The sequence below is a fragment of the Paenibacillus pinihumi DSM 23905 = JCM 16419 genome (assembly GCF_000422505.1).
Lineage (GTDB): Bacteria > Bacillota > Bacilli > Paenibacillales > Paenibacillaceae > Paenibacillus_D > Paenibacillus_D pinihumi.
In genome coordinates this window covers 131962-155516 of record NZ_KE383870.1, presented here as the reverse complement: position 1 = coordinate 155516, position 23555 = coordinate 131962, and the positions used below count along the sequence as shown (strand labels likewise).

At 50.8% G+C, this 23555-nt stretch carries 24 protein-coding genes and 1 riboswitch; of the genes, 8 read left to right on the top strand and 16 right to left on the bottom strand.

The genetic code is table 11. The features are described from left to right. Nucleotides 1-3: 3 nt before the first annotated feature. Both H583_RS0131170 and uptA read right to left on the bottom strand, forming a co-directional pair. The gene (locus H583_RS0131170; RefSeq protein WP_028563899.1) at nt 4-567 is read right to left on the bottom strand and encodes a thioredoxin family protein; all 564 of its coding nucleotides are present in this window, start codon (nt 565-567) and stop codon (nt 4-6) included. A gap of 133 nt (nt 568-700) precedes the next feature. After that, entirely contained in the window at nt 701-1309 is a 609-nt protein-coding gene (gene uptA, locus H583_RS0131165) for an undecaprenyl phosphate transporter UptA (protein WP_028563898.1), read from the bottom strand. A 250-nt stretch (nt 1310-1559) separates the two neighbouring features. On the opposite strand from uptA, the gene H583_RS0131160 reads away from it, so the two are divergent. Next, entirely contained in the window at nt 1560-2006 is a 447-nt protein-coding gene (locus tag H583_RS0131160) for a cupredoxin domain-containing protein (protein ID WP_028563897.1), read from the top strand. A 96-nt stretch (nt 2007-2102) separates the two neighbouring features. Beyond that, a complete protein-coding gene (locus H583_RS0131155) occupies nt 2103-2414 on the top strand; it encodes a hypothetical protein (protein ID WP_028563896.1) in 312 nt (103 codons plus the stop codon). Nucleotides 2415-2499: 85 nt separating this feature from the next. Here the strand turns inward: H583_RS0131155 and H583_RS0131150 are convergent, their stop codons facing one another. The 8 genes from H583_RS0131150 to yyaC all read right to left on the bottom strand — a co-directional run bounded on the left by H583_RS0131150 (nt 2500) and on the right by yyaC (nt 12320). Next, nucleotides 2500-2859, bottom strand: a complete 360-nt coding sequence (locus tag H583_RS0131150) for a hypothetical protein (RefSeq protein ID WP_028563895.1) — start codon at nt 2857-2859, stop codon at nt 2500-2502. A gap of 90 nt (nt 2860-2949) precedes the next feature. Beyond that, complete coding sequence (locus tag H583_RS0131145; RefSeq protein WP_028563894.1) at nt 2950-5016, bottom strand: tetratricopeptide repeat protein; 2067 nt, start codon at nt 5014-5016, stop codon at nt 2950-2952. A 637-nt stretch (nt 5017-5653) separates the two neighbouring features. After that, a riboswitch (cyclic di-GMP riboswitch) is annotated at nt 5654-5737 on the bottom strand. A gap of 44 nt (nt 5738-5781) precedes the next feature. Continuing rightward, on the bottom strand, nt 5782-6864 hold the full coding sequence (locus H583_RS0131140; protein ID WP_028563893.1) for an HD-GYP domain-containing protein: 1083 nt from the start codon (nt 6862-6864) through the stop codon (nt 5782-5784). A gap of 280 nt (nt 6865-7144) precedes the next feature. After that, nucleotides 7145-8824 carry a diguanylate cyclase gene (locus tag H583_RS0131135; protein ID WP_028563892.1) on the bottom strand — a complete coding sequence of 560 codons (1680 nt, stop codon included), beginning with the start codon at nt 8822-8824 and terminating at the stop codon, nt 7145-7147. Nucleotides 8825-9019: 195 nt separating this feature from the next. After that, nucleotides 9020-10192: a class I SAM-dependent methyltransferase gene (locus H583_RS0131130; protein ID WP_028563891.1), complete on the bottom strand. Its 1173-nt coding sequence runs from the start codon at nt 10190-10192 to the stop codon at nt 9020-9022. A gap of 9 nt (nt 10193-10201) precedes the next feature. Next, nucleotides 10202-10864, bottom strand: a complete 663-nt coding sequence (locus H583_RS0131125; RefSeq protein WP_028563890.1) for a DUF6483 family protein — start codon at nt 10862-10864, stop codon at nt 10202-10204. A gap of 18 nt (nt 10865-10882) precedes the next feature. After that, nucleotides 10883-11713, bottom strand: coding sequence for an alpha/beta fold hydrolase (locus tag H583_RS0131120; protein WP_036711646.1), 831 nt, complete (start codon nt 11711-11713; stop codon nt 10883-10885). Between the two features lie 22 nt (nt 11714-11735). Continuing rightward, complete coding sequence (gene yyaC, locus H583_RS0131115) at nt 11736-12320, bottom strand: spore protease YyaC (RefSeq protein ID WP_342663567.1); 585 nt, start codon at nt 12318-12320, stop codon at nt 11736-11738. A 178-nt stretch (nt 12321-12498) separates the two neighbouring features. On the opposite strand from yyaC, the gene H583_RS0131110 reads away from it, so the two are divergent. After that, a complete protein-coding gene (locus tag H583_RS0131110) occupies nt 12499-12729 on the top strand; it encodes a DUF1128 domain-containing protein (protein ID WP_028563887.1) in 231 nt (76 codons plus the stop codon). Nucleotides 12730-12849: 120 nt separating this feature from the next. On the opposite strand, the gene H583_RS0131105 is transcribed toward H583_RS0131110, so the two are convergent. The 4 genes from H583_RS0131105 to H583_RS0131090 form a co-directional block, all read right to left on the bottom strand. Continuing rightward, nucleotides 12850-13302, bottom strand: a complete 453-nt coding sequence (locus tag H583_RS0131105) for a hypothetical protein (RefSeq protein WP_028563886.1) — start codon at nt 13300-13302, stop codon at nt 12850-12852. A gap of 219 nt (nt 13303-13521) precedes the next feature. Then, entirely contained in the window at nt 13522-15114 is a 1593-nt protein-coding gene (locus H583_RS0131100) for a UDP-glucose--hexose-1-phosphate uridylyltransferase (RefSeq protein ID WP_028563885.1), read from the bottom strand. A gap of 91 nt (nt 15115-15205) precedes the next feature. Beyond that, complete coding sequence (gene galE, locus H583_RS0131095; RefSeq protein ID WP_028563884.1) at nt 15206-16192, bottom strand: UDP-glucose 4-epimerase GalE; 987 nt, start codon at nt 16190-16192, stop codon at nt 15206-15208. Nucleotides 16193-16405: 213 nt separating this feature from the next. After that, nucleotides 16406-17578 (bottom strand): galactokinase, encoded by a 1173-nt coding sequence (locus tag H583_RS0131090; protein ID WP_028563883.1) that lies wholly within the window; start codon nt 17576-17578, stop codon nt 16406-16408. A gap of 319 nt (nt 17579-17897) precedes the next feature. Here H583_RS0131090 and H583_RS0131085 point away from each other — a divergent pair, with 319 nt between their 5' ends. After that, nucleotides 17898-18758, top strand: coding sequence for an AraC family transcriptional regulator (locus H583_RS0131085; RefSeq protein ID WP_028563882.1), 861 nt, complete (start codon nt 17898-17900; stop codon nt 18756-18758). A gap of 219 nt (nt 18759-18977) precedes the next feature. Here H583_RS0131085 and H583_RS34965 read toward each other — a convergent pair whose 3' ends face one another. Next, on the bottom strand, nt 18978-20060 hold the full coding sequence (locus tag H583_RS34965) for an asparaginase (RefSeq protein ID WP_051237278.1): 1083 nt from the start codon (nt 20058-20060) through the stop codon (nt 18978-18980). A 196-nt stretch (nt 20061-20256) separates the two neighbouring features. Between H583_RS34965 and H583_RS37430 the strand changes: the two genes are divergently transcribed. The 3 genes from H583_RS37430 to H583_RS0131060 all read left to right on the top strand — a co-directional run bounded on the left by H583_RS37430 (nt 20257) and on the right by H583_RS0131060 (nt 22348). Next, nucleotides 20257-20700: a YtxH domain-containing protein gene (locus tag H583_RS37430; protein ID WP_051237276.1), complete on the top strand. Its 444-nt coding sequence runs from the start codon at nt 20257-20259 to the stop codon at nt 20698-20700. 88 nt (nt 20701-20788) lie between these two features. Then, nucleotides 20789-20995, top strand: a complete 207-nt coding sequence (locus H583_RS0131065; RefSeq protein WP_028563881.1) for a hypothetical protein — start codon at nt 20789-20791, stop codon at nt 20993-20995. 123 nt (nt 20996-21118) lie between these two features. Continuing rightward, on the top strand, nt 21119-22348 hold the full coding sequence (locus H583_RS0131060; protein ID WP_028563880.1) for an NAD(P)/FAD-dependent oxidoreductase: 1230 nt from the start codon (nt 21119-21121) through the stop codon (nt 22346-22348). Nucleotides 22349-22494: 146 nt separating this feature from the next. Here the strand turns inward: H583_RS0131060 and H583_RS0131055 are convergent, their stop codons facing one another. Then, nucleotides 22495-23007 carry a general stress protein gene (locus H583_RS0131055; protein WP_028563879.1) on the bottom strand — a complete coding sequence of 171 codons (513 nt, stop codon included), beginning with the start codon at nt 23005-23007 and terminating at the stop codon, nt 22495-22497. A 206-nt stretch (nt 23008-23213) separates the two neighbouring features. On the opposite strand from H583_RS0131055, the gene H583_RS0131050 reads away from it, so the two are divergent. After that, on the top strand, nt 23214-23537 hold the full coding sequence (locus H583_RS0131050) for an STAS domain-containing protein (protein ID WP_028563878.1): 324 nt from the start codon (nt 23214-23216) through the stop codon (nt 23535-23537). The last annotated feature ends 18 nt before the right edge of the window (nt 23538-23555 follow it).

Genomic DNA, 23555 nt, shown 5'->3' with positions numbered 1-23555 from the left:
CATTTAGAAGGAAGAAATCAGCTCGCGGAGCTCTCTCAGAATTTCAGCCTGGTAGTTGCCTTCTCCGTAACGGCGTCCGATCTCCTGACGCGTCTCCGACAGCTTATCCTGATAATCCGCTGCCTCGCGGTCCGTATTATTCTGTTTGAATGCAACCATTGGCTCCTGGATGTAAGCTGTGCGCGGCCCCCATTGACCCAGCACATGACCGCCGGTATCTGCGAAGATGACAACCGGTACGGATTCCCCGCCCAGTGTCAGGAAGTCCTGCATCGTCTCCGGGTGATCTTCTTTGATCAGCACATCAACCGGCACACCGCCTGTCTCCAACGCACGGAAGACGACCGGAATATTCGCTACAACATCCCCGCACCAGTCTGCCATCAGAATCAGACAGCGCAAATCATCACGGTTGTTCAGCGATTCGAAGTACTCCTTGTCCTCCTCATTCGGCCATACGAACTCGTCGTACAGAGAGTGGAAGCGTTCTTTATTTTTAACCATTGTGTCTCTGAACTGCTGAGGGCTGATCCCTTTATTTAATTTATCGGCCAAATTTTTTCCCATGATCGTCTCTCCTTATTATAAATTTTATGGATGGATCGAATTGATGAACAGAACATATTCACTATCAGACAAAAACCATTCTTTACTTATTGTAGCAAATCAAACCATAAATCCACAAACATCATAACGCAAACTAAAGTGTTTTACCGCGACTGCGCAAATATTTGACAAGGAAATAAATAATTGCCAAGGCCAACGCCACAATAATGAAAGGTTTTACGTAAGGAGCTGCAACCTCGTTAATGTTCTCCCACTGGTTGCCAAGCTTCATGCCCAGATAAATGAATAAGATCGACCAGGGCAGGGATGCAAGCGCTGTGAGCAATGTAAACAAGCCAAAATTCATTTTGGCCATACCAGCCGGAATCGAAATGACCTGCCTCATGACCGGTACAAAGCGGGCAGTGAAGACAATGCCTGCGCCATACTTTTTGAACCAGTTCTCAGCCACATCTACGTGATGCTTCTTAATCTTAATATACTTGCCGTATTTTTCGACAATCGGCCTGCCGCCGTATCTGCCAATAGCGTACAGCACCCAGTTCTGACCGACTGCTCCCAGCGTTCCAAAGATAACTGCCATTGTGAACGAAACATTTCCCGTCGAAACAAGATAGCCTCCGTAAGCAAGTACAATTTCACTCGGGATAACCTCAAGCATCAATCCGAGAAATATCCCGAACGCTCCCAGGCTCTCCACCCACTGCAACAGGCTATGTAAGATATTCGAAATCCACTCCATGACTCCTGCTTCCCACCTTCTCCCATCAGTATGAAATTTCTTCCCCAAGCTATTCTATCATATTGCCCCGGCTTCATTCTACAAGAGTCATGCCTTGACAAGCCTCAGCATATAATCAAGCGAGTTTATCTAAGCTGAACGAATGACTTTCGAGTCCGGCCTCCATGTGAAAGATTTCTTTTGAATTTTTTGTTCAACGCGTATCGTTTTATTTGCAATAGCCAAATTGATTAAAACGGGGTGTAATTTCATGTCCAAAATTTTTGTCGTCAGCAAAAGACAATTTCGTGTCGCAGGTGTCATCGCACTCGCCGCTATTCTGGCTTGCGGCTACTTGTTCTGGAGCAGGTCAGAGACCGTTTCCGGCACACCGCACAAGGAACAGGTCTTTCATCTGGTCACCGGAGAGTTCAAAACAACGACAGATGACGGGAACGAACTGGAAGTATACCGGTTTGATCCGGGATCCATTTACGTCCGCAAAGGAGAGCCTGTCCAATTGAATATTACCGGCATTAACGGCAAGAGCCATCCTTTCATTATCGAAGGTCTGAATATTAGAGGGGAAGTTCAAAAGGGAAAGGTCACCACCGTCCGTTTTACTGCTGATCAGCCTGGGACGTATCCGATTGTATGCCTGACGCATACACAGCTCAAACAGGGCGGGCCGATGGTCGGCTATATCGTCGTGCAGTAATATCCGCCGTACATAACTTCTGCTCTTCTCCCATCGCTCTGTCCGCACAGCAGCCCGGCCGCCCGCATATGTTGAGTATGAGAGGAGGGGGCCGCTATGAAGCCGAGCACTGAGAAGCACAAACAGCAGTATCCGACCGCCAGAAAAATCCGCCGTGCATGTAATAATGAATTGTATCGTACCATTAAGAAATTAAAGATCTGGGTTCCCAAAAAACAGCTGGAAGAAGCTGAGTCCCTATATTTCAAAAAAGTCATCTTGAATCTGATATGGATTACTGAAAACCATAGCAACCGCAAGCTGCTCTCCGACTGGTGGGATGAAAATGTGAGCGCAGAAATTGCCGAGCTGTGGGAAGTCGATCGCGACCGCTTGTGCCACGCATTTCGCGAAGCCTTCGGCGGATAGCATCAACTAAAAATCAAACCCCGGCTGCGCGCTTCAGAAGAAGGCAAAGCCGGGGTTTCCTATTGTGTAAAATAAGGATTCAAAACTAACCAATAATGGCAAACGTTTCGACACCGGCAGGTATGACTCTCACGCGGAATTGAACGCCGAATGCATTAAACACCCGGAGAACAAAGGTACGGTTAGTGAGGGTACGGATATTGTTGAACCGCACAACGCCAAACCGGTCAAAGCTGGCCGTCTGGACAAGTCTACCATTGCTGAATGCTCTTGCAAAAAAACCGGTCGTATTAAATGGCACTCCGTTGCCCTGCACCCACACAACCGTCAACCGGTCGAAGATCGGTCCGGTCTGGGACTTCTTGACGATTGGCTTCACTTTGCGCCGGATAATCCCTTTACCCGAAGGGTCTTTCAATGGGGGCTTCACTCTTTTTACTGCCAAGTTCTCATCCACTCCTTTTCGTTTTCCTACAGCATATTCAGGAGCTGCAGTTTACGAATGGACGGATGGAGCCCTCTCTTTTTATTTCTCCTATTGCGCCAACAGTTCTTGACAAGAACGGGCATACTCTGATGCTTCTGCTGTCAATTCGAAGCGGCGGCCGTTCGCCGGGTGCTGCATGGCCCCCACCTCTTGAACCAACCCCTCATACTTGCTGTAAACCGCCAGCGCCTCCTTAGCCGCACGATGCGACTCCTGAACACGTCCCTCCATATCCAGACGGTGTGCCAGCTGCGTGAGACTGGCAAGCGTACTGGTCTGCCGTTCTTTATTGAACCGGTCCCGGATTAACGCCTGTTCCATATATTGAAGTGCAAGGTCAAGCTTGCCTTTCTCTGCATAACTGCTCCCAAGCTGCCACAGCAGTTCGGCAGACTCCGGTTCGTAGCCCAAGCCTTCCAGAAGCAGCGTAATACGGTTGCCTGCACCAAGAAGCGCTGTTAATTCCAGCCTCGTCTGTGTCCAATACGGATTAAGTTCCAGTGCTCGCACAAGCCCTGAAACGCTCAGAGTGCCCTGCCCAATTACGGCCTTCTCCCGCTCTATCCAAGCCGCATGCAAACGCCAGCCGGACCATGCAGCGCTTCCCAGCCCCAGCATGAGAACAACCGCCAGCGCCATAATCCTCCCTCTTCGCCGACGTTCCGGCTCAAGCCCCGGCTGCGGCGGTTCATTAGGCAGCGCCTTCTCCTCCCGCCCACCTGACAAATAAATAGAAAAATATGAAAACACCAGCAGCCAATAAAAGCCGAAGGCATTATCGAAATCTACTGCCGCATGTGCAAGAAGAAGCAGAGCTGGCAAGGTATAGACTGCTTCATGCCTCCACACTTTAACAAGCATAATAATAAACATCATCAATAAAGCCAGCAGACCGGCCGCACCGAGATCCAACGCGAAATCCAGATAACTGCTGTGTACCTTGCTGCCGACATATGGCTGCTGCTGAATGCGCTCGAACAGCATTCTCCAGGTTTCCCCTCCCCGCCCAAACCAGGGAGCTTCCCGGAACAACCGGAATGCATCCTTGTAAAACAGCCAGCGTGCGCCCGCAGTCTCATACTGGCCGCTCTCCAGTCTGCCGCTTAAAGAATGAGGCAGCAAAAAGCCTGTCCCGGCAAGACCTCCTGCTAACAAAAGCCATAATGGTAATGGCCTTTGCAGCAATCGCTTTGTCACATTAACGAAATGAAGCGAAATGGTAAGAGACATTGCAAAAGCAAAAAGAACCACGATCAGCATAACATCTGCTGCGGTACTGCCGCTAATCCCTTCCCCACTACGAAAACTGACCATAAGCTGGCAGAGTAACGCAGCCTGGGGCAGCGAAAGCGCCGATAACAATAACCACCTCTTCCGTTCCACCCCCTTAACCAGCAATAGCCCTGCCAACCAGCCCGCACCCGCAACCAGCCACGCTCCCCTCGATTCAGTCAATATCAGCACCACTATAGTTGGAACTAGAAGCATAGCGGGAAGGATAGCATGCTTTGATCTGGATGCTGCTTTCGACAGCAATACCAAATACCATACACTGTACATTGCCATCACAGCTGCAAGCATATTAGGATATTGGAAAAAACCGGCCAGCCGTGCCCCCAGGGAAGAGATTTGTTCATCAACAGAGTAGAACAAGGCTTGAGGAAAGGAAGCCCACCCCATCCAGAAGGCCAGGCTGCTCCATGCGATGAAGGCCCCCGCAAGCTGAACGGACAGTGCAACAGCCGCACGCCCGCCTTTGGAAGACGCAGCAGCATAAATAAACAAAAAGAAAATACCGTAGAATGTCCAGCGAATCGTCTGTTGAAGCGTCCCCAGCATAGAAACCGGAGAAGCAGCAAGATGGATCGCATAGACAGCCGCGATGATAAACGGCCACCAAATGTACCAGCGGCCTTCTGCCATAATGGCACACGTCCAGGAAATACCGCGTCTGCTTCCTGAAATCATAACTGCTGCCATGAGTGCTCCTCCGCAGAAAATCATCTCCAACGGATATAAGTATGTGTCAAAGTACATGCCGTATTGGTAGGCAGAATAAAGCAGCACTGCAGAGAGCAACACTGTAATAATCATTTGGCGAATGAGCAGCAGCACCTTCCCCCTCCTTTTTCGGACCAATGTAGTTTGGACATCACTGATAATGGCTGGAATCTGCCTGAACGTGTTTCTTCATCTCTTCGCTTCATCCTTCCTGTAAAGCAATAACTTTAAACATAAACTATAAATTCCCAATTCAAGCTTTTCGTTTATATTTCTCCCTTAATTAAAGCAATTGGATCACCTTGGATCAAAAACCTGAATATTATTCATTCGTCAAAACCTGCTATCTCAATCCACGCGTCTTTTGCTGCCATTGTCGATTTCCCGGGAAATCTTTCCCCAAGAAATTTCGTCAAACAATCAGCCAGCCTATTAAACTGCAGCATCATTCGATACTTCACATGACAGAGATCGCGACTTTATGAATCAATGTGTAGAATATATGAAAACATCAACGTTCAACATTTTCTTTTAAATCCCAACATTATTATTAAAATGGAAATTCGAAAACAAAAAAACAGCTCCTCTTACAGCAGCTGCCTGGCTAACCCGATTACTCAGGGAAAGTATGAAGATGTACGGTAGCCAGGCTGTCACTCATTCCGACAAGAGCTGTCGCAAGCGGCTGTTTGCTGTCATCTGTCGATGCAGCCTCATTCCAGCGCGTTGAACTATAAGCCTGCATCTGCCGAATTGCAGCTTTACAAGCTTATAATGAACCTTAGACCCTATGGCTTTGCGTCCTTGCCTTTAGACAAGTTTGCCTTTTTCGTTATTCAAGAAGCCTGCGGCATCTTAATATACTGCACGTGCCATGGATTATAAAACCTTGGCAATCATCAGGTGCAGGCTGTCTTTCAAATCAATCTCGTAAGGCTCTTTCACATGCACCCCGTCGGCTTCTGTAATAATTCGAACAGTCGGACGGTGTACAGCAAGCGAATTATTCGATACAACGACCCCAATTTGCCCCGAATTGAGCTGAACGGTAGTTGCTACCGGGTATATCGAAATATGCTTGCAGAACAAGCGGATCAAATCGACATCAAAATAGGAATTTCCTGCCGCAAACAGATACTCAATCGCCTCCGACGGCGTATAACGGGGACGGTGCGGCCTTGGCGAGGTCAGCGCATCATATACGTCTGCAATCGCGACAATTTGCGCATATTCATGAATTTCATCCTTTTTCAGTCCGCGCGGATAACCAGTACCGTCATAACGCTCATGATGCTGCAAAGCGCAATGTGCCGAGAGCAGCGACAAATCATATTGATGGCGCAGCAGGTTGAAGCCTTCAACCGTATGCTTTTGCACAATTTGCATCTCTTCCTTGGACAGCGCCGCCTTTTTCTTCAGCAGTTCCTGAGGAACCTGTGTCATTCCGACATCAAACAGCAGAGCCCCGATTCCCAGGTCCTCCAATTGATTACGGTTATAGCCTTTGGCAATCCCTATGATTCCGGCCAAGACCGCTACATTGACGGAATGCTGGAACAGGTACGCATCACTCGTATGGATGGACTCCAGATTAACCAGAATTTCCTGGCGCCCCATCAGATCCTGCAGGATTTGGCCGAATACGTTGCGGAAAGTGCGGCCAAGCTCCGGAGCTACCGCTCTTCCTTTCGTAGCCGGATTTTCAATGATTGAATTCATCGCTTTATAGACAGAGTCTACAGCCTGCTTTCTCGTCTCCTCACGGATGACCTCTTCAGGAATAATGTCTTCGGTATTTTTCTCCTCAATATAGACATTATCCACCCCCATATCACGGAGGCGCTCAATAAAACGGTCATTCAATTCAACTCCCAGACCGAGCAGAACGTGACCATTTTCTCTAAGAACTGGCTTAGCCAGCCGGTCTCCAGCCTTCACTAAACCGATTTGAACTCTTCTCATTAATTATCGCCCTTTTCGATGCTGGAATAAACAGACCTGGTTCGCGTAAACGATTCCCCCCGTCTGTAAGCAGGGCAGCAGCGTTTCGCAACTGTCGTTAAGCTTGTAATCCATTTATGATATAAATATCGGCCCAATACCAAAAAAAATTAGTGCCTGCAGTTTACTTAAGACTGGCTGCAAGATGAAGGCCTATGCCGCTTCCCCCTTCATCCGCCACCAGTTTTCTTATGTCAAATGCCAGATTTTATTTTGAGCTCATTAAAACAGAAAGCTTGAATCAGGCCTTTCTGGAAATAGATACAATCCGGTTTCTCCCGCCATGCTTGGCCTCGTAAAGTGCAGCATCAGCTTCCGAGAACAATTCCCGCAGATAGGCCTTCGGGTTGTCCACGGACATCCGTCCGCCCTTGTCTACTGACAGCACGCCAAGACTGATTGTCACTCCGATCGGCTGATTGCCGGGTCCGGGCTGAATAATATTAAATTCCACCGCCTCTTTAATCCGCTGCGCAAGCAGCATTGCCTGCTCCTGATTCGTATGAGGCAGATAGACGGAGAACTCCTCCCCGCCATAGCGGGCGAGAATATCCGTGCGGCGCAGCATCTTTTTCACGACTGCCGCCGTACTGGAGAGAACCTCATCACCGATAATATGACCGAAGCGGTCATTTACATTTTTAAATAGATCGATGTCGAAGAGGAAGATCGAGAACGGAATCTGATACCGCATATTTGTCATCACTTCATGCTCAAGCTGCTGCATCAGATATCTGCGGTTGTAGCAGCCGGTCAGGCTGTCTGTGACCGCCATCTGCTCAAGCATCTGGTTTGCCTTGTACAGTTCATCCTGCATGATCATGAGGGCGCGGTTGCGCTCCTGCAGCACCTCATTTTGCCTGTGTGACGCGTCTACCAGCCTTCTCAGCTCACTGACATCCTGAAACGTAATAATCCTCCCGATAAGCGCCATCCCAGAGTCGAAAATTGGTGCAGTATAAATAGAAATATGCGAGATATGCGAATCACTGCCCATTGCAATTTCAATCTGTGCACCTTCTGGATTCCGCTTTTCATACGCATCGAGAAAAGCTTCCAGATCGCCCTCGATATGCAGCGGGGCAAGAAACCTCGACATATCCAAAAAATCGCCTGGCCGCAGGCTGACCAGCGGCCGGATTGCCGAATTCACATCCAGCACAATGCCGTGCTCATCAAGCACAATAATGCCCGTGCTCATGCTGTCCAGTACATCTTTCTGGTCCAGCTGAATGACATGAAAGACCTTGAAGAACTGAATAGCTATAAGAAAATAAAGCCCGGATAGCACAATTCCCCATGAGGTCAGGCCAATAACTATTATTCCCTGTCCTTGAAGCAGCACATTGACAACCAGATCAGCCAGTGCAAAAGACGATAAAATCAGAATCCCGATTGCAGCGAGTATAATTTGCAGTCTGTGCCGGGCCGTCTTGGCGGTGCGGTGTGAGACATACAAATGATAGATCGATATCAATACATACAGAGCAAGCGTAATCAGGGTGAACCAGAAAAAAGGCCCGTAATGCCTGTCCTTGAAAGCACCCTCGATAGGCGTTGCAAACCAGCCGTAAGGGTTGAACAGGATTCCGGCAGCCGAAAGAAGACTGGGGAGGCTTAACCAAAACAGTCTTTTTTTCGTGAGCAAGTACGATTGACCTGTCAGAAAAACAGCAAAAATCAGCCAACCCGAGCCGAGCAGGGATAGGCCGACAAACGAAGCTTTTAAATAAAAAAGCTGCAACTGGGGATTTTCCGTCGTCATTACCGCAAACTGGCTGATCGGCCACAGCATCATAAGGAAATGAAAGACCAAATATACCTTATGAAGAACTGTGATGGTGTTAAACAAAAATATGATGGCAAACATGAAAAGAAGAATTAAAAAAAAGATTAATTCCGACCATACTCCGAGTCCCACACGATTCACCCATTCAACATATAATCTTAATTCCTCTGGGACTAAAACCGCCTGCCATGCAAAGACGGTTCAAAACTTCCGTTTTTCAAGCTCTTACTTGTAGCTTATTCTAACATATTAGAATTTTGAAGGACAGGGAATATAGCTTGGAATCGGCTGTTTTTTTCAGAAATATGGCTTTGGGACCTTTCTGTTTTAACTTTTAGGCAACAGGTCTTTCAGATGTTTCTCCATATATGGGGATGCCTGGATACTGTCACGAAACGCTAAATATTCACTCCACTTCTGTGCAGCGTCTGTTTTGGGCGCCTTAAACGCACGAATCATCAGATTTTTAGGCGTATGCTCCGGATCGATAAATTCCAGGACCTGCGTTTTATAACCGATCGTCTCAAGCAATTGCGATCTAAGCGCATCTGTAGCCAAGGCAGCGAAGCGCTCCTTGAGCAGCCCGTGCGACAACAGCGGCGCCATCGCATCACTCTGAATCTGCCCGAACAGCTCATGCTGGCAGCACGGAACAGACAAAATAACGGATGCATCCCAGCGCACCGCCTTGATCAGTGCTGCATCTGTTGCCGTATCGCAGGCATGCAGGGTGACAACCATATCCACCGCAGCTACGCCCTCATATTCCGCAATGTCCCCTTGCTTGAACTCCAGACGGTCATAGCCAAGCCGCTCGGCAAGCCCCCTGCAGAAGGCGATGACATCTGTCTTCAGGTCAAGGCCTACAATACGGATATCCAGATTGTGAATATGCACGAGAAGATGATACAAGGCAAAAGTCAAATAGGATTTACCGCAACCAAAATCTACGATCGTCAGCTCCCTGCCCTTCGGCAGGTGGGGCAGCATGTCCGAGGCAATCTCCAGGAAGCGGTTGATCTGCCTGAACTTGTCCTGTTTTTTGGCGTGAACCTTGCCCTCTTTGGTCATAATTCCAAGCTCAATTAAAAATGGTACCGGAGTTCCTTCCTCCAGCACATAGCGTTTCTTGCGGTTGTGCTCCAGCGGAGCTGGCCTTTCCCCGCTGGTACCGGGCTTGCTCAGCAAAGATGCCTTGCCCTTCTTGCTGAGCAGCAACTGGACATCAGCGCCGTCGTTTTTGAACAATCCCTGCCGGTAGCATTGCGTAAGCAGTTCTGCCGTGCGGGCCGCCGCTTCTTCAGGAAGCAGATTATCATGAGTGACCCTGTTCTGCTCATGATATTCAAATTGATAATGGAGTACTCCCTTCAAGCTTACCGGACGGATAAGCGTCCGCAGCGGGAAGCCCGCATCCTTGCGTCTAAGCTGACTGAGCGTCGCCTGGTGAAGGCTCTGCTTCTCAAACCACTGATGTACCTGCTGCTGCCAATTATCCATCCCTAAACTCTACACTCCTTGTTTATTCCATTGCGACTGCAATAGCTCAGATGCTTCCATAACTTCTTCTATAGAAAGACCGCCTGCTTGCAGCCGTTCATTACCCAACTGCTTCATCCGGACATAAAAGTGCTCAGCTTCCTCAAACTCCAGCTCTCCGTCCTCAAGCAGCTCATGCAAAATATTTTCCGCATCAGCAAGACGTCCGCCAGCTTCATACCAGCTCAGCAATAGACGCTTGAGCGATTCCGGAAGCTCATAAGGGATAACCTGCTGTTCCAGCGCGCGCGCCTCCTGCTCCGGGTCGGCAACAATCGTGCCTGAGCCATCCAGCACGGAACGAAGCTGGAGATGAAGCGCCTTGACGCGCAAGCCGAACGCAAGCGCGCCATCCCCTTCTTCCTCGTGAATTGCCGCCTTCTCCCGCAGCAAGACAGCAATCGACTGGAGACCGGAATAATCCGTGGCACCACTGCGGGTCATTAGCCGCACGATATCCTCTCCGGACAACGACTGCAGCAGCCTGGAGTTCATCCGGAAATTCCTGTCCAGCAGCTCATCAACTAATAAGAGCGCCTCCTTGTTCTCCCTCTGCTGCCGCAATCCCATAATCTGGCCCACCGCTTCGCTCATCTGGTGAATCATCCGCATCAGATAATCCCTTTGAAACATAAGGCCATTCACACCTTCCTATAGTAACGCGATAAACTTGTGCAGCACTTCTGCAAGTCCGCTTGCCGCCTCCAGCATGCCCATATGGCCGGCGCCTTCCAGCAGATGTGTCTGTACGGCTTCATTGCCCTCTGCACCCTGGAAGGTGTTCTCCGGGCGTACGACCAGATCCTCGGCCCCTGCCACCAGCAGGACAGGCACCGCGGCCTGGTGTATCACATTTGTGCGATCTGGCCGCGCTTTCATACCGAGTGCTGTGGCTGCAGCCCCCTGTGCTGACGTTCCATAACCGATCTCTCTGGCGAACTGTACCTGTTCCGGCTCTGATTCCAAATGCTTTGGCGCAAACAGCTTCGGCACAAGCCCGTCGACAAATACGGTGATGCCGTCCTGCTTGATCGCCTGAACAGCTTTTTCCCGGTTCTGTCTCGCTTCTTCGCTGTCCGGCAGCGCTGTCGAATGAATAAGTGCAAATCCGCTGATGCGCTCAGGATAACGGCCCGCGGCGGCAAGCGTAATATAGCCGCCTAACGAATGGCCTACCAGTGCAGTCTTCTTCAGCTCCAGTGCATCCAGAAGTTCCAGAATATCGCCGGCAAAATTGTCCATCTCATATACCTGGCCGTTCTGCGCTTCTGATACGCCATGTCCGCGCAAATCCGGTATGATCACACGCGCATGCTCCTTTAAATGCGGCAGGATGTCCGTCCAATAGGCTGAACTGCCGCAATAGCCATGCAGCAAAATGACGGTTGACTGATTGTCCGCTGCCTGACCGCTGTCATAGTAAGCAAGTCTGAAACCATTTTTCAGTATAATATATTGATCGGTTAAAGTAGTCTTCCTCATTAATGATTCACCCGCTTTACATTTAATTATCCCTGACACCCCATGCCTTGCCTATTTGTTCAGCTACTTTGGCGGCCATTTGCATGACGGTATGGAGCGAGGTTGTCTGCAGTGTCATATAAGGCTTCGGTCCAATCATATTTACTACGCCTGCTATACTATAGTTACCCACTTGCGGCCAAATTGCACCTACAGCCTGCGCCGGACGGATCGGACCGCCCGCAGCCAGGTAACCTCCGACGGACAACGGCTTGCCGAGGCAAGCATCAATTGCAATCACAATCTTGCCCGGCAGCATCTCATTCTCAAGGAAAGCCAGCCGGTTTGCATCGCATGGACTCTGCATGGTGCCAATGACATGCGGCCAGCCTTGATCCTCCAGCATCGAACCGATCAGCGGTCCGAATGCGTCACCCGTTGAGCAGTCGGTTCCGATACAGACGAACAGCAGCTCATCACGATTCGGATGGCGTCCCGCAACTTCCGTCAAAAACTCCAAGAGTTCCTCATCATTCATCCTTTTCCGTACCGCATGTGGCTCTGACTTCAGAGCTGAGAGCCTGCGCTGATGGCCCCGCTCTCTATCATTGCCGGTACTGATCCGCACGGATTTCAACCCACCAGCCCCTTTCCCTGCCTTGCCGTTTCATCATTCTTGTTGTTCTATTGTACCTGAAAAACGCCAAATCCAGCAATCAGGGGGGAATTCATGGCGCAGGAGCGGCAATCATGTTAAAATGTCGTCATGAAGCAGGAATACGAACGATCGAAAGGATGACGAATACGTGAGCAATCTGAACGAAGCGACACAGGAAAACGTGGAATTTATGATAGAAGCGATCAAGACTAAACTTAAAATGGCTACTGCGGCAGCCATGCAGGCCTCACACTTCAATGTAAGCCAGTACGAGGATATTAAGGAACTGTACGACATTGTAGCTGATAAAACTAATTTTAGCATTAGCGAGGTAGAGGCGCTAGTCTCTGAGCTTGGCAAACTGCGCAATCACGCCTAGAAGAAATACGGTTGATGTCATCTTGCAATGACATCAACCGTATTTTAGAATCAACCGACTTATGTGTGCAGGCCCAATTACCGGCTTCCAAGACACGCCATAAATTTAGACTTTTACTGATTATTGCTGCTCTTGCTCGGACGCTTCTTCGACAGCTACAGAACAGGCAAGGCGAATGTGAACCTGCTTGTTCTCCCCTTTGAGAAAATGCGCAATTCTCTCCAGTCTGTCAGCCACATCCGGACCACTCAAGGTTAGATTGAGCTGATAGTCAAAATAATCCCCCTTTGGCTCATATGCTGAATGATGCCCCTGACCATAGCCCAGCGTACGGTACGCATCATCCCTCCCTGCTGACAATTGATCAGGGAAAAACTTGTCCGATTTGTTGACCACCCTCTCATAAATGCGCAGTTTTTTTAATAGCATGTAGTATTGGGCCGAATGCTTGAAGCCCCATGCATCGCGAATATCCTTCAGTTTGTAATTCATCTTCCAACGCTTCAGACTTTCTACCTGTTCCTCCGTTTCCAAATTCATGAAATCATTGAGAGGCATAATAGCCGCATTCATTCCTTTTCCTCCTGCTATTCATCTTGGAATAAAATATTAATATACTAAGTTATTTCGATATTTACCTATTAATTCCTTCTTTTTGGTAAAAGAAAATACCCCTAATTTCCCTGATGCATTATGCAACGGGGGCTTAGGGGTATTTCCAAGTAAATCTTTACTTGTAAAAACAGGCTTTTCAAAGCTTTATCCAGATATTGAGAGAAAGGTTAAAAAATTTTAATTATCCGTCAAACCGCTCTTCAGCATGAAGCGGCGGAAGGATTCTTGACCTTCAGCATTACGCTTGTAAATACCGGCATCCTGAAGAACTTCCATGAACTTGTCACCAACCTCAGCCTGCAGAGCCTTCTCTGCTTCGGCTGCAGACAAGGAGGTGCCATACTTCTCAATCAGCGTGCCGATCCAGCTTGCATGTGAATGCAGCGGATGGGCAGTATCCTGAAGGCTGTCATTAAACGCAGTTTCCCCGGTCAGATAAGCGCTAATCTGCTCCAGCTCCGTCTTAAGGCGGCCAGGCAGAACAGCCAGTCCCATAACTTCAATGAGACCGATATTTTCCTTCTTAATATGGTGAAGATGCTTATGCGGATGGAAAATACCGTCCGGATGCTCCTCACTTGTACGATTGTTGCGAAGCACGAGATCCATTTCGAAGCCGCCGCCCTCCAAAAGCCGGGCAATCGGAGTTACCGTGTTATGAGGTGTGCGCTCGCCATTCTCCTGTTCCGTCCAGGCTGCGACATCCGCCTCAGAATCACTGTATCCGTTCCAGGCGTCCATAATGAATTCAGCCGCCTTCAACACTTCCTGCTTATCTGTGCCCTGAAGACGCACGACCGACATCGGCCATTTGACCGTGCTGAACTTCACACCAGGAAGCTGAGGATGACGGTATGTCTGCTCAATTACTGCCTTCTGCATCGCAAACGTATGCCGTCCGGCCTGGAAGTGATCATGGTTCAGGATAGAGCCGCCGACAATCGGCAGGTCAGCATTGGAGCCGATGAAGTAATGCGGGAACTGGTCGATGAAGTCCAGCAGGCGGGCAAACGTTTTGCCCGAAATCTTCATCGGAATATGCTCCCCGCAAAATACGATGCTGTGCTCGTTATAATAAACATACGGTGAATACTGGAAGAACCATGCTTTTTCCTGGAGCGAAAGCGGAATTACCCGCAAATTTTGCCGTGCGGGGTGGTTCGCTCTGCCGGCATAGCCTACATTCTCCTGGCACAGCAAGCATTTTGGATAGTGAGCCTGCGGCATCGTTTTAAGCAAAGCAATTTCCTTCGGGTCCTTTTCCGGCTTGGACAGGTTAATCGTAATTTCCAAGTCTCCGAAATCCGACTGATGCACCCATTGCTGGTTTTTCGCAATACGGTCCATACGGATATAGTTGGAATTGACATTCAGGCTGTAGAAATCATCTGTTGCCCTGATAATTCCTTCTCGCTCGCTCAACTGCCGGAAACGTTCTGCTGTCTCGGATGGACGAGGCATAAGAAGGCCCATAATCCGCGCATCCAGCAGATCGCGCCAGGTTGTTGTATTATCCGGGATAAGGCCGATTTGTGCTCCATACGTAAGAAGCACCTCCAGTGCTTCAAGCGGCTGCTCAGGAGCCGGACCTGTCATTTGGCCCTCAACTGGCTCGGCAAACCGGAACAAGTCCAACAGCGCATTTCGGGCAAAAGATTCGTCCAGCGGTGCGATGAGCTGCTGCTTCAGTGCGAAGCGCACAAGCTGCTCGATCTGCTCCAGCGCCTGCGCTGCGGATACTTCCGCAAATTCTGTTACGTCATGGTTCATGATGACTGCTCCTCTCTATCGTTGCACATGCTTGTAAATGCATTCATGCAAGCCTGCCTCAAATCGGCAGGCTTGCATGAAATTTGAATCCTTATTTTTTGTAACCGTCCGGGTTGTTCACATGCCAGCTCCAAGCGCTGGCGATAATATCTTCCAGTTTGTTGCGTACCGGATTCCAGCCGAGCTCGGTGCGGGCGCGCTGAGAGGAAGCAACCAGTGTAGCAGGGTCTCCTGCGCGGCGTGGTTCAACAACTGCTTTGATTTCGCGTCCAGTTACCTGACGGGCAATCTCAATGACCTCGTTAACGGAGAAGCCTTGGCCGTTCCCCAAATTGTAGACTGCACTCTCCCCGCCGCTGCGCAGCTTGTCGACTGCCAGGACATGCGCATCCGCCAGATCACTGACATGGATGTAGTCGCGGATACAAGTTCCGTCCGGTGTAGCATAGTCATCTCCGAAGACAGAGATGTGCGGACGCTTGCCAAGAGCTGCTTCCAGCACGATCGGAACCAGGTGTGTTTCCGGGTTGTGTGCCTCTCCGATTTTTCCGCTGGCATGAGCACCGGCTGCATTGAAATAGCGCAGCGAGATCCATTTAATGCCGTGGGCTGTATCAAACCATTTCATCATCTTCTCCATAGCCAGCTTCGTTTCGCCATATGCGTTGGTCGGAAGCGTCCGGTCATTCTCGTCGATCGGCACATTCTCAGGCTCGCCGTAAGTGGCAGCCGTAGAGGAGAATACAATTTTGCCTACACCATGCTCCTGCATTTTTTCCAGCAGGCAAAGGGTTCCATATACATTGTTGTGATAGTATTTTCCAGGAATCTTCATACTCTCGCCAACCAATGAATTGGCTGCAAAGTGAATGACTGCATCAATCTGATTTTCCGTGAACACTTTGTCCAGTACATCAGCGTCGCGCAGATCACCTACATAGAGCTTGCCCCCGAGCAAAGCTTCCTTATGTCCTTGCTGCAGGTTATCCAGTACAACGATCGATTCTCCGCGCTCCAACAGCGCCGCCACCGTATGCGACCCGATGTAGCCCGCTCCTCCAGTTACCAATACTGCCATGACAAATTCCTCCCCGATAATTGAATTATTATTCCAGCGTAAACGGCTGTGCCGTACTTCAACAGGCACTGCGGCGTTTCGCGTAGAAATAGAAGCTGTTCATCTATGCGAAGCTGATGAATTCTTATATTTCCAGCGTAAACGGCTGTGACGTACTCCAACAGGCACTGCACCGTTTCGCGTAGAAATAGAAGCTGTTCATCTATGCGAAGCTTATTTAAGCTGCTCTACACCGTTGCCGATGTCGCAAACGTAGAAGTCAGCTTGCAAATCGACTGCTGCTTTATATTTCTCGCCAACTTCTTGAATGAAACGGTCTACACTATCCTCGTGTACGAGAGATACCGTACAACCTCCGAAGCCGGCTCCTGTCATTCTGGAACCAAGTACACCCGGCACCTGGCGGGCTGCTTCAACCAGTGCATCCAGTTCCGCCCCTGTTACTTCATACAGGTCGCGCAGGGAATCATGGGAAGCATTCATCAGGCTGCCGAATTGATCCAGGTCATCCTGCTTGAGCGCTTCTACAGAGCGGATTACGCGGTCAATCTCTTCCACAACGTGGCGCGCGCGATTGCGGATGACCGGATCTGCGATCAGATGCTCATTGGCATTGTACTGCTCCAGTGTAATTTGCCCGAGCAGCTCCAGCTCCGGGAATGCCTGGCGCAAAATTTGCACCGCTTCCTCACATTGGCTGCGGCGTTCGTTGTACTTGGAATCTACCAGGCCTCTGCGTTTGTTGGTATTGCCGATAACAAGTTTGTAAGCGCCGCTGTTGAACGGAACCAGCTTGTATTCCAGCGTATCGCACATCAGCATGATGGCATGGTCCTTCTTGCCGTTGGCAACTGCGAATTGATCCATGATTCCGCATTTGACACCATTAAATTCATTTTCGGATTTTTGAGAAAGCAGGGCAATCTCAACGGTGTCCGTCGGGTGGCCGCTCAATGCCAGCAGCGCATAAGCCGTTACTACCTCGATGGAAGCGGAAGAGGACAAGCCTGAGCCATTCGGAATTTCGCCATGGTACAGCAGGTCAAAACCGGCAGGAATTGCATAGCCTCTGGATTGCAGTTCGCTCGCAATGCCCTTCGGATAGTTCATCCAGTCATCTGCTTCGTTATAAACGATCGATTCAAGCTCAAAGGAACCGCGCAGTTCAAAATTTGTGGAAGCCAGACCAAGCTGGTTGTCCTCGCGCTCTCTGATGAGCAGCGTCGTACCGAAAGTCAAAGCTGCCGGGAACACATATCCGCCGTTGTAATCTGTATGCTCGCCAATCAGGTTAACGCGGCCTGGAGCGTGGAAAATATGCAGTCCTTGCTCGGTGCCGCCATAAATCTCCAAAAATCGTTGCGTAAGCTCTTTATGATTTGCCATGTGCAGGTACACCGCTTTCTGTCAGTTTTTTGAAATCAAATCTGTAATTCCCTGCGGGACATCACTGCCCCTCTCAGGAAGCTGTGGATGCTGATACAACAGGAAATCTGATTACCCTTAGTATAGTCGATTCATGCGGGGAATTGAAATGGCGCGATGTGGTGTTTATATGGACAAATGTGACTTTATACATGTTTCCTGATATAACTAGGAGTAAGGATTCATAGCGGATAAAACGACGAATCCATCTGTTTCCAGGCTTTCTGAAGCTCAACTTTATATTACGGGCCATATTTTAGATAAAAGGAGATTTGTCAAAATGAGCAACACGACCTATACTGTCGTCTCCAACTCCTCAGCCTTTGAGCGGGGCAGTCTGCATGTGCTGTTCGCCGGCGAGAGCCAGACCAGGCCGCTGCACCGTCTCGGGCCGCGAGTCTATGATTTTTATCTGCTCCATCATGTCATCTCCGGCAAAGGGACATACACTTCCCTGCAACAAAGCTTCCCGATTCAACCCGGGCAGTCCTTCCTGATCCAGCCCAGCCAGCTTGTCAGTTACGAGGCAGATGAGCTGGAGCCCTGGCATTACCGCTGGGTAGCCTTTACCGGACCCGAGGCTCCGGCTCTTGTGAAGGCGGCCGGCTTCAGTGAGCAGCAGCCGCTGACCGGACCACATCAGAGCCGCCGGACAGCCGTGCTGCTGCAGCAGATTCAGCGCGTCTTCCGGGATCAGGGGCAGGCTGCCCATCTTCAGGCAGGAGGCTATCTCATGCTGCTAATGGGGGCGCTGGCGGAAGCTGCCGAGACAGGAACTCCCGATATCGTCCGTCCCGGCAATGATGGCGAACAGCTTGTCCAACAGGTCATTCGTTATTTATCTTCCCAATATACGGAAGCTGTATCCATCGAAGCCATGGCGGAGACGCTCGGGTATAACCGGGCATACTTGTCGCGCCTGTTCAAACAGCGCACCGGCCTGTCCCCGATGACCTTCCTGCTCAAGCTGCGGGTAGACAAAGCCCGGCTTCTGCTGCGCGAACGGCTCGAATTGACGATCGAGCAGATCGCCTCCTCTGTAGGCTTCTACGATCCGCTATACTTTTCCAAGCAATTCCGGCGCTTCTTTGGCCAGTCTCCAACCTCTTACAGAGAAGCGATAAGGCATGCGAAGTCCTAGCTTGTTCAATACGGTTCGCTTTCCAGCCCTTCTCTGCGGAGCATGATCCTGTTGCTTACTAACTTAATAGTATCAGGAATAAAACCCGCACGTACTTCATGCAGGCTAATGGATATGAGCAAAAAAGCGGCCAACAGGCGAATAAGGGTCATGCTTGCTCCGGTTCGTTACCGCAGCAAGCATGACCCTTTTGAATTCAGCAGTCTACTACTTCCAATACTAAAACCGGGATCGGGGATACCGCTCCCCGAAGCACAGCTGTACCAGCGGCTCCATACAGCCGACCTCCACCCCGTTGTCGTCAAGCACCTCAGCCGCGAAGCGCGCCTTCACTGCTGCGGCCAGCCTCCGGGGGCCGTCCGCATACTGCGGGCCGGATGGGCCCGTGGCGGCGAGCGATTCGAGAATCGCCGCCACAGTCACAGGCAGCGCCGCCTCCGAGCCGTCCGCGATGCTGACGGCCACCCCCAGGCGCTGCCGCCGCAGGGCGAAGACAAAGACGCCCTGCTCTCCGCTCTTGGCGATGGCATTGGCATCGCCAAGCAGCGCTGGCGCGAGCCGCCCCGGACCCTCAACAAGGTCCGGGTGGCGGTTCATGGCGGCGCCGGTGCGCCGCGCCGCCGTCTGCAATGCGGCGTCCGCCCAATCGCCGGGCGGAGCTCCCAGGCGCGCATAGGCAAGCGCCAGCCGCCACATGGGCAGCGCCAGCGCCGGGAAGCCGCAGCTATCCTGTGCCTGCCCGAGCGCACTCTCGCCCATTCCGGCGAATTCCGCGGTCCGCTGTAAAATAAGCTGCTGCGCGGGATGCTCCAGCCGGGTATAGCCTTCGAGCGGCCAGCCTGAGCATTGACTGAGGGCAAGCACTGCAATATGCCGTGCTGCCGCGGGATGATAAACCTGCTTCGGCGGCTGCCCGCTCTGAAGCAGCGCAATCCGCCTGTCCTCATCCTGCGGATAGACGGACGGCAGACAGAGATCTTTTTCCCTGATGCCGAATTTGTCCAGCATAACCTCCAGCAGCTCAACTTGCCTGACCGTCCCTTCATTGCTGCCCGTCATAATGGCCAGTGCTGTCTCGTCCGTTCCCCAATCGCCAAGTATACCGGCCAGAACGGCTTGCACCGCAATGACCGGATTCAGCGCAGACCGGGAGAATACAATTCGTCCGGGATCGCCAGCCCATGCCAGCAGCCGCCCTCCCGCATCCACAACGGCAGCATGCCCAATATGAATCGTCTCTGTCCACTTTCCTCTGCTCGCCTGAGCCAGCGGTGTCCCTTCACTGTGCAATCCAGCTCCCATATTCATCACCTCTTGCCCGTTGATGTTTGGAACCAAGCATATAAGGCTGTGCATTTTTGAGCTTTTTTGAGCTTTTCAAAACCTCTTCCTCATATGTATTCGGCCCCTTCCGAAAAAAGCATCTTGATTCAAACCTGACGGCCATGGTTAAAGAAAAACAAGGCGTTGACGACCACAATTGAAGGAGATGAGCATGATGAGTAAAGATGTGCAACATGCAAACACAGGCAGCAGCAGCTGCATTAAGGGCGCGATTATCGGTGGAATTATCGGTGCGGCTGCAGCGCTGCTGCTCGCTCCCAAATCCGGACGCGAGCTGAGACAGGACCTGAAGAACAAATGCGGAGAGGCTGGAGAAGCAGTAAAAACTGCCGCCGGTGCAATCTCCGAGACAGCCAGTGATTGCGTACACACTGTGGGCCAGCAGGCTGCAAATATAAAAGAAAAAGTGCAGCATCTCCAGGATAATATGCGTCAGCGCGCTGCGGAGGCGGCAGAGACCGCTTCAGATACAGTATCCAAGGCTGCCGATAAAGCCCGCGAAGCTGCAGATGCCGCAGCAGAACACGGCAAGGATGCGGTAGACAAGCTTGAAGACAGCACACAGGAGATGCTGGACAAAGCGAAAAGCCAGACTTAAATAATGCCAAAGTTAATCGGCCCCGCCATATTCGCCTGATGTGGAATTGAATAATTCCCGCCAGGCTCCAGCCAAGGAGGTGTCTTGAATGGAGAAGCCTTTCCCACCATCAGCACAGGAACACAGCAGCGGGCAAGCCGGAGCAGCACACCGGCCCCTGAATGAGGCATGCAACGGCTCCATGGTTCAGAATGCGGAGGACTTGAAGCGCCTTGGTCATGATATGGAGGAAATCCCAACCAACACGGAGCTGAAAAAGCTCGGCTGGATATCTGATCCGATTCAGGAAGAATAACTATCATATAAATGACTTAAATACCGGAGCTGCCTGGCTCCGGTATTTATTTTTGCTTTCGGCCGTATGTATAGCCTATAAACCGTTCATACTCAAAGCATAATGAAGGCAGGAGTGAGGCGAATGGATCTGCATGCAGGGAATTTGTATTGGCCGACAACAGGACCGAAATTACATCATTATCCCCCTTTAAGGAAAAACGTGCGCAAGCAGGTCGCGATTATTGGCGGGGGCATGTCAGGCGCGATTATCGGCTACATGCTGTCCAGACATGGAATATCCGCCTGTCTGATTGAGCGTGGAGAGATTGCCGGGGGCAGCACAAGCGCAAATACCGGACTGTTGCAATATTCCAACGATATTATGCTGCATGAGCTGATCGACCAAATCGGAGAGCATCAGGCTGTCCGTTTCTACAAGGCATGCCGCAGCGCTGTAAATCAGCTGTACCAGATTGCGTCCGAGCTTCCCCGCAATACAGCTCTGTACCGGCGCAGCAGCCTGCTCTATGCGGATACGGAACAGCATCTGCCGAAGTTGAAGAAAGAATATCGCACGCTCCGGCTGTACGGATTTGACACGGAATACTTGTCTGCCGACGATCTCTATCTGCGCTTTCCTTTCCGTAAGCCTGGCGCCATCATGACTCGCGGCGATGCCGAGGTCAACCCGTATTTATTCGTCCAGACGCTTGTCGAGCAAGCTGTGCGCCAGGGAATGGAAGTTCATGAGCATACGGAGGCTGTCACTCACAAAAGCAGAGGCGGGCTGCACCGGCTGGAAACAGCGGACGGCGCCGTTATCGATGCTGACCATGTGGTTTATGCTATCGGCTATGAGCCGGAAGAGCTGCGGGGCAAGCTGATTAAGGCACAGCTTAACCGTTCCTTCGCAGCAGTTACCGCCCCTCAGCGCAATTTGTCCGCCTGGCCGGGCAACTGTCTTATCTGGGACACTGCGGACCCTTACTTTTATTTGCGGACCACTCCTGACGGCAGGGTCGTAATCGGCGGCCTGGATGAGAATAACCGGATTCCGGTAAAGAGCGAGCCGCTTCGCAACAAACGGATTCACAGACTGCATGAGCAGCTTCAGCAGCTATTCCCGATGCTCGATGCCCCGCTCGAGTATTCCTGGAGCGCTACGTTTGGCATATCCCGAGACAATCTGCCGTTCATTGGCACGGACCCTGGATGGCCCGGTGTATTCTACTGCCTCGGTTATGGGGGCAATGGTTCAGTCTATAGCATGATTGCCGCCAATCTGCTGCTCTTTGCCATCCGCTCCGAGCACCATCCGGTGGCCGATATCGTCAAGCTGGACCGCCCTTCCATTGTGCAAATCCATAACTGACCCGGGCAAGCTTCATTCCGATCCTCCATGCAGACATAAACGGCTGCCGCAGACATTACCGTCTGTGGCAGCCGTTTATTTAACAGGCTCAATAATTCAACTGATTAAAATTTAATCCACTGCCTAAAAGCAGCCTTTGCTCTCTGCTACAAAATTTGTTCAGCTCCATTGCTGCGGAAGGAAGCCTCCGCCTTATCCAGACGGCTGATGCCGCTTCCCGAATCACTCTTGCTCTCATCCGTCTCAACGATAACGGCAATTGAACCGGCCTGTATGGCCTTGCCGCATGCCTCCCGCTGGCTGTCATTCAGCTCGAAGCCCTCAAGCGCTGTTTCAAAAGCAGAGGAAAATTCCATATTGACGAAGCCGCCTGCGCCAACTACCGGATACCCGCCCGGCATCGTGCTGGAGCCCCCTGGCGTCACGCCCATTGTGCCAACAACGAACGGGCCTGTATTTTGTGTCTCATCCTGTACAACCTGCGCGAGATCAATCAGTTCATCCGCATGCACGCTCGTCTCCGATTCAATCCTGCGGGAATGCTCCTTATCCTTGGCAAGCACCGTAATCTCAGCCGGGGCAAATCCATTCTGCTGCAACGTGTCAATTGTCTGAATAGCTTGCTCCTGATTGGCGAATAGAGCTATTTTTTTGCTCATGATCATAACCTCCTCGAGGGATTTGTAATGACGTTAACTTAGATATACCCTAAAATAATTTGCTTCAACCAAAACGGTAGAGGAATCAGGCTGTTTCATCTAGAACCAGGAAGGGTAAGAAGACATACAGGCTGATTCACAAAGATTCAAGGCTTTGCTGCAAAAATACAGCCAGCATAGCATCTTTTTAGTCAGGAGAGGGATACATGAAGCAACAGGATAAATTTCATTTACGCACGGAAACAACAGAAGGACGATGCACGGTTTATGTAAGCGGTGAATTTGACTTGGAGGTAGCCGGACAAATGCGGGCTGCAATGGCTCCTTTAATCGAGCTGACCGACCGCGAGCTGGCACTTAATCTGCAGGATTTGAAATATATCGACAGTACGGGAATCGGCATTCTCGTCTCGGTACTCAAAGCCCGCCATGCGAATAATGCCGCATTTACGGTTGAGGCCATTCCTCCATCCATCCGCAAACTTTTTGACATGACAGGCATCACACCGTTTCTGACCCAGCAGGCGTAAATGGGGGCCGTCCGGCAG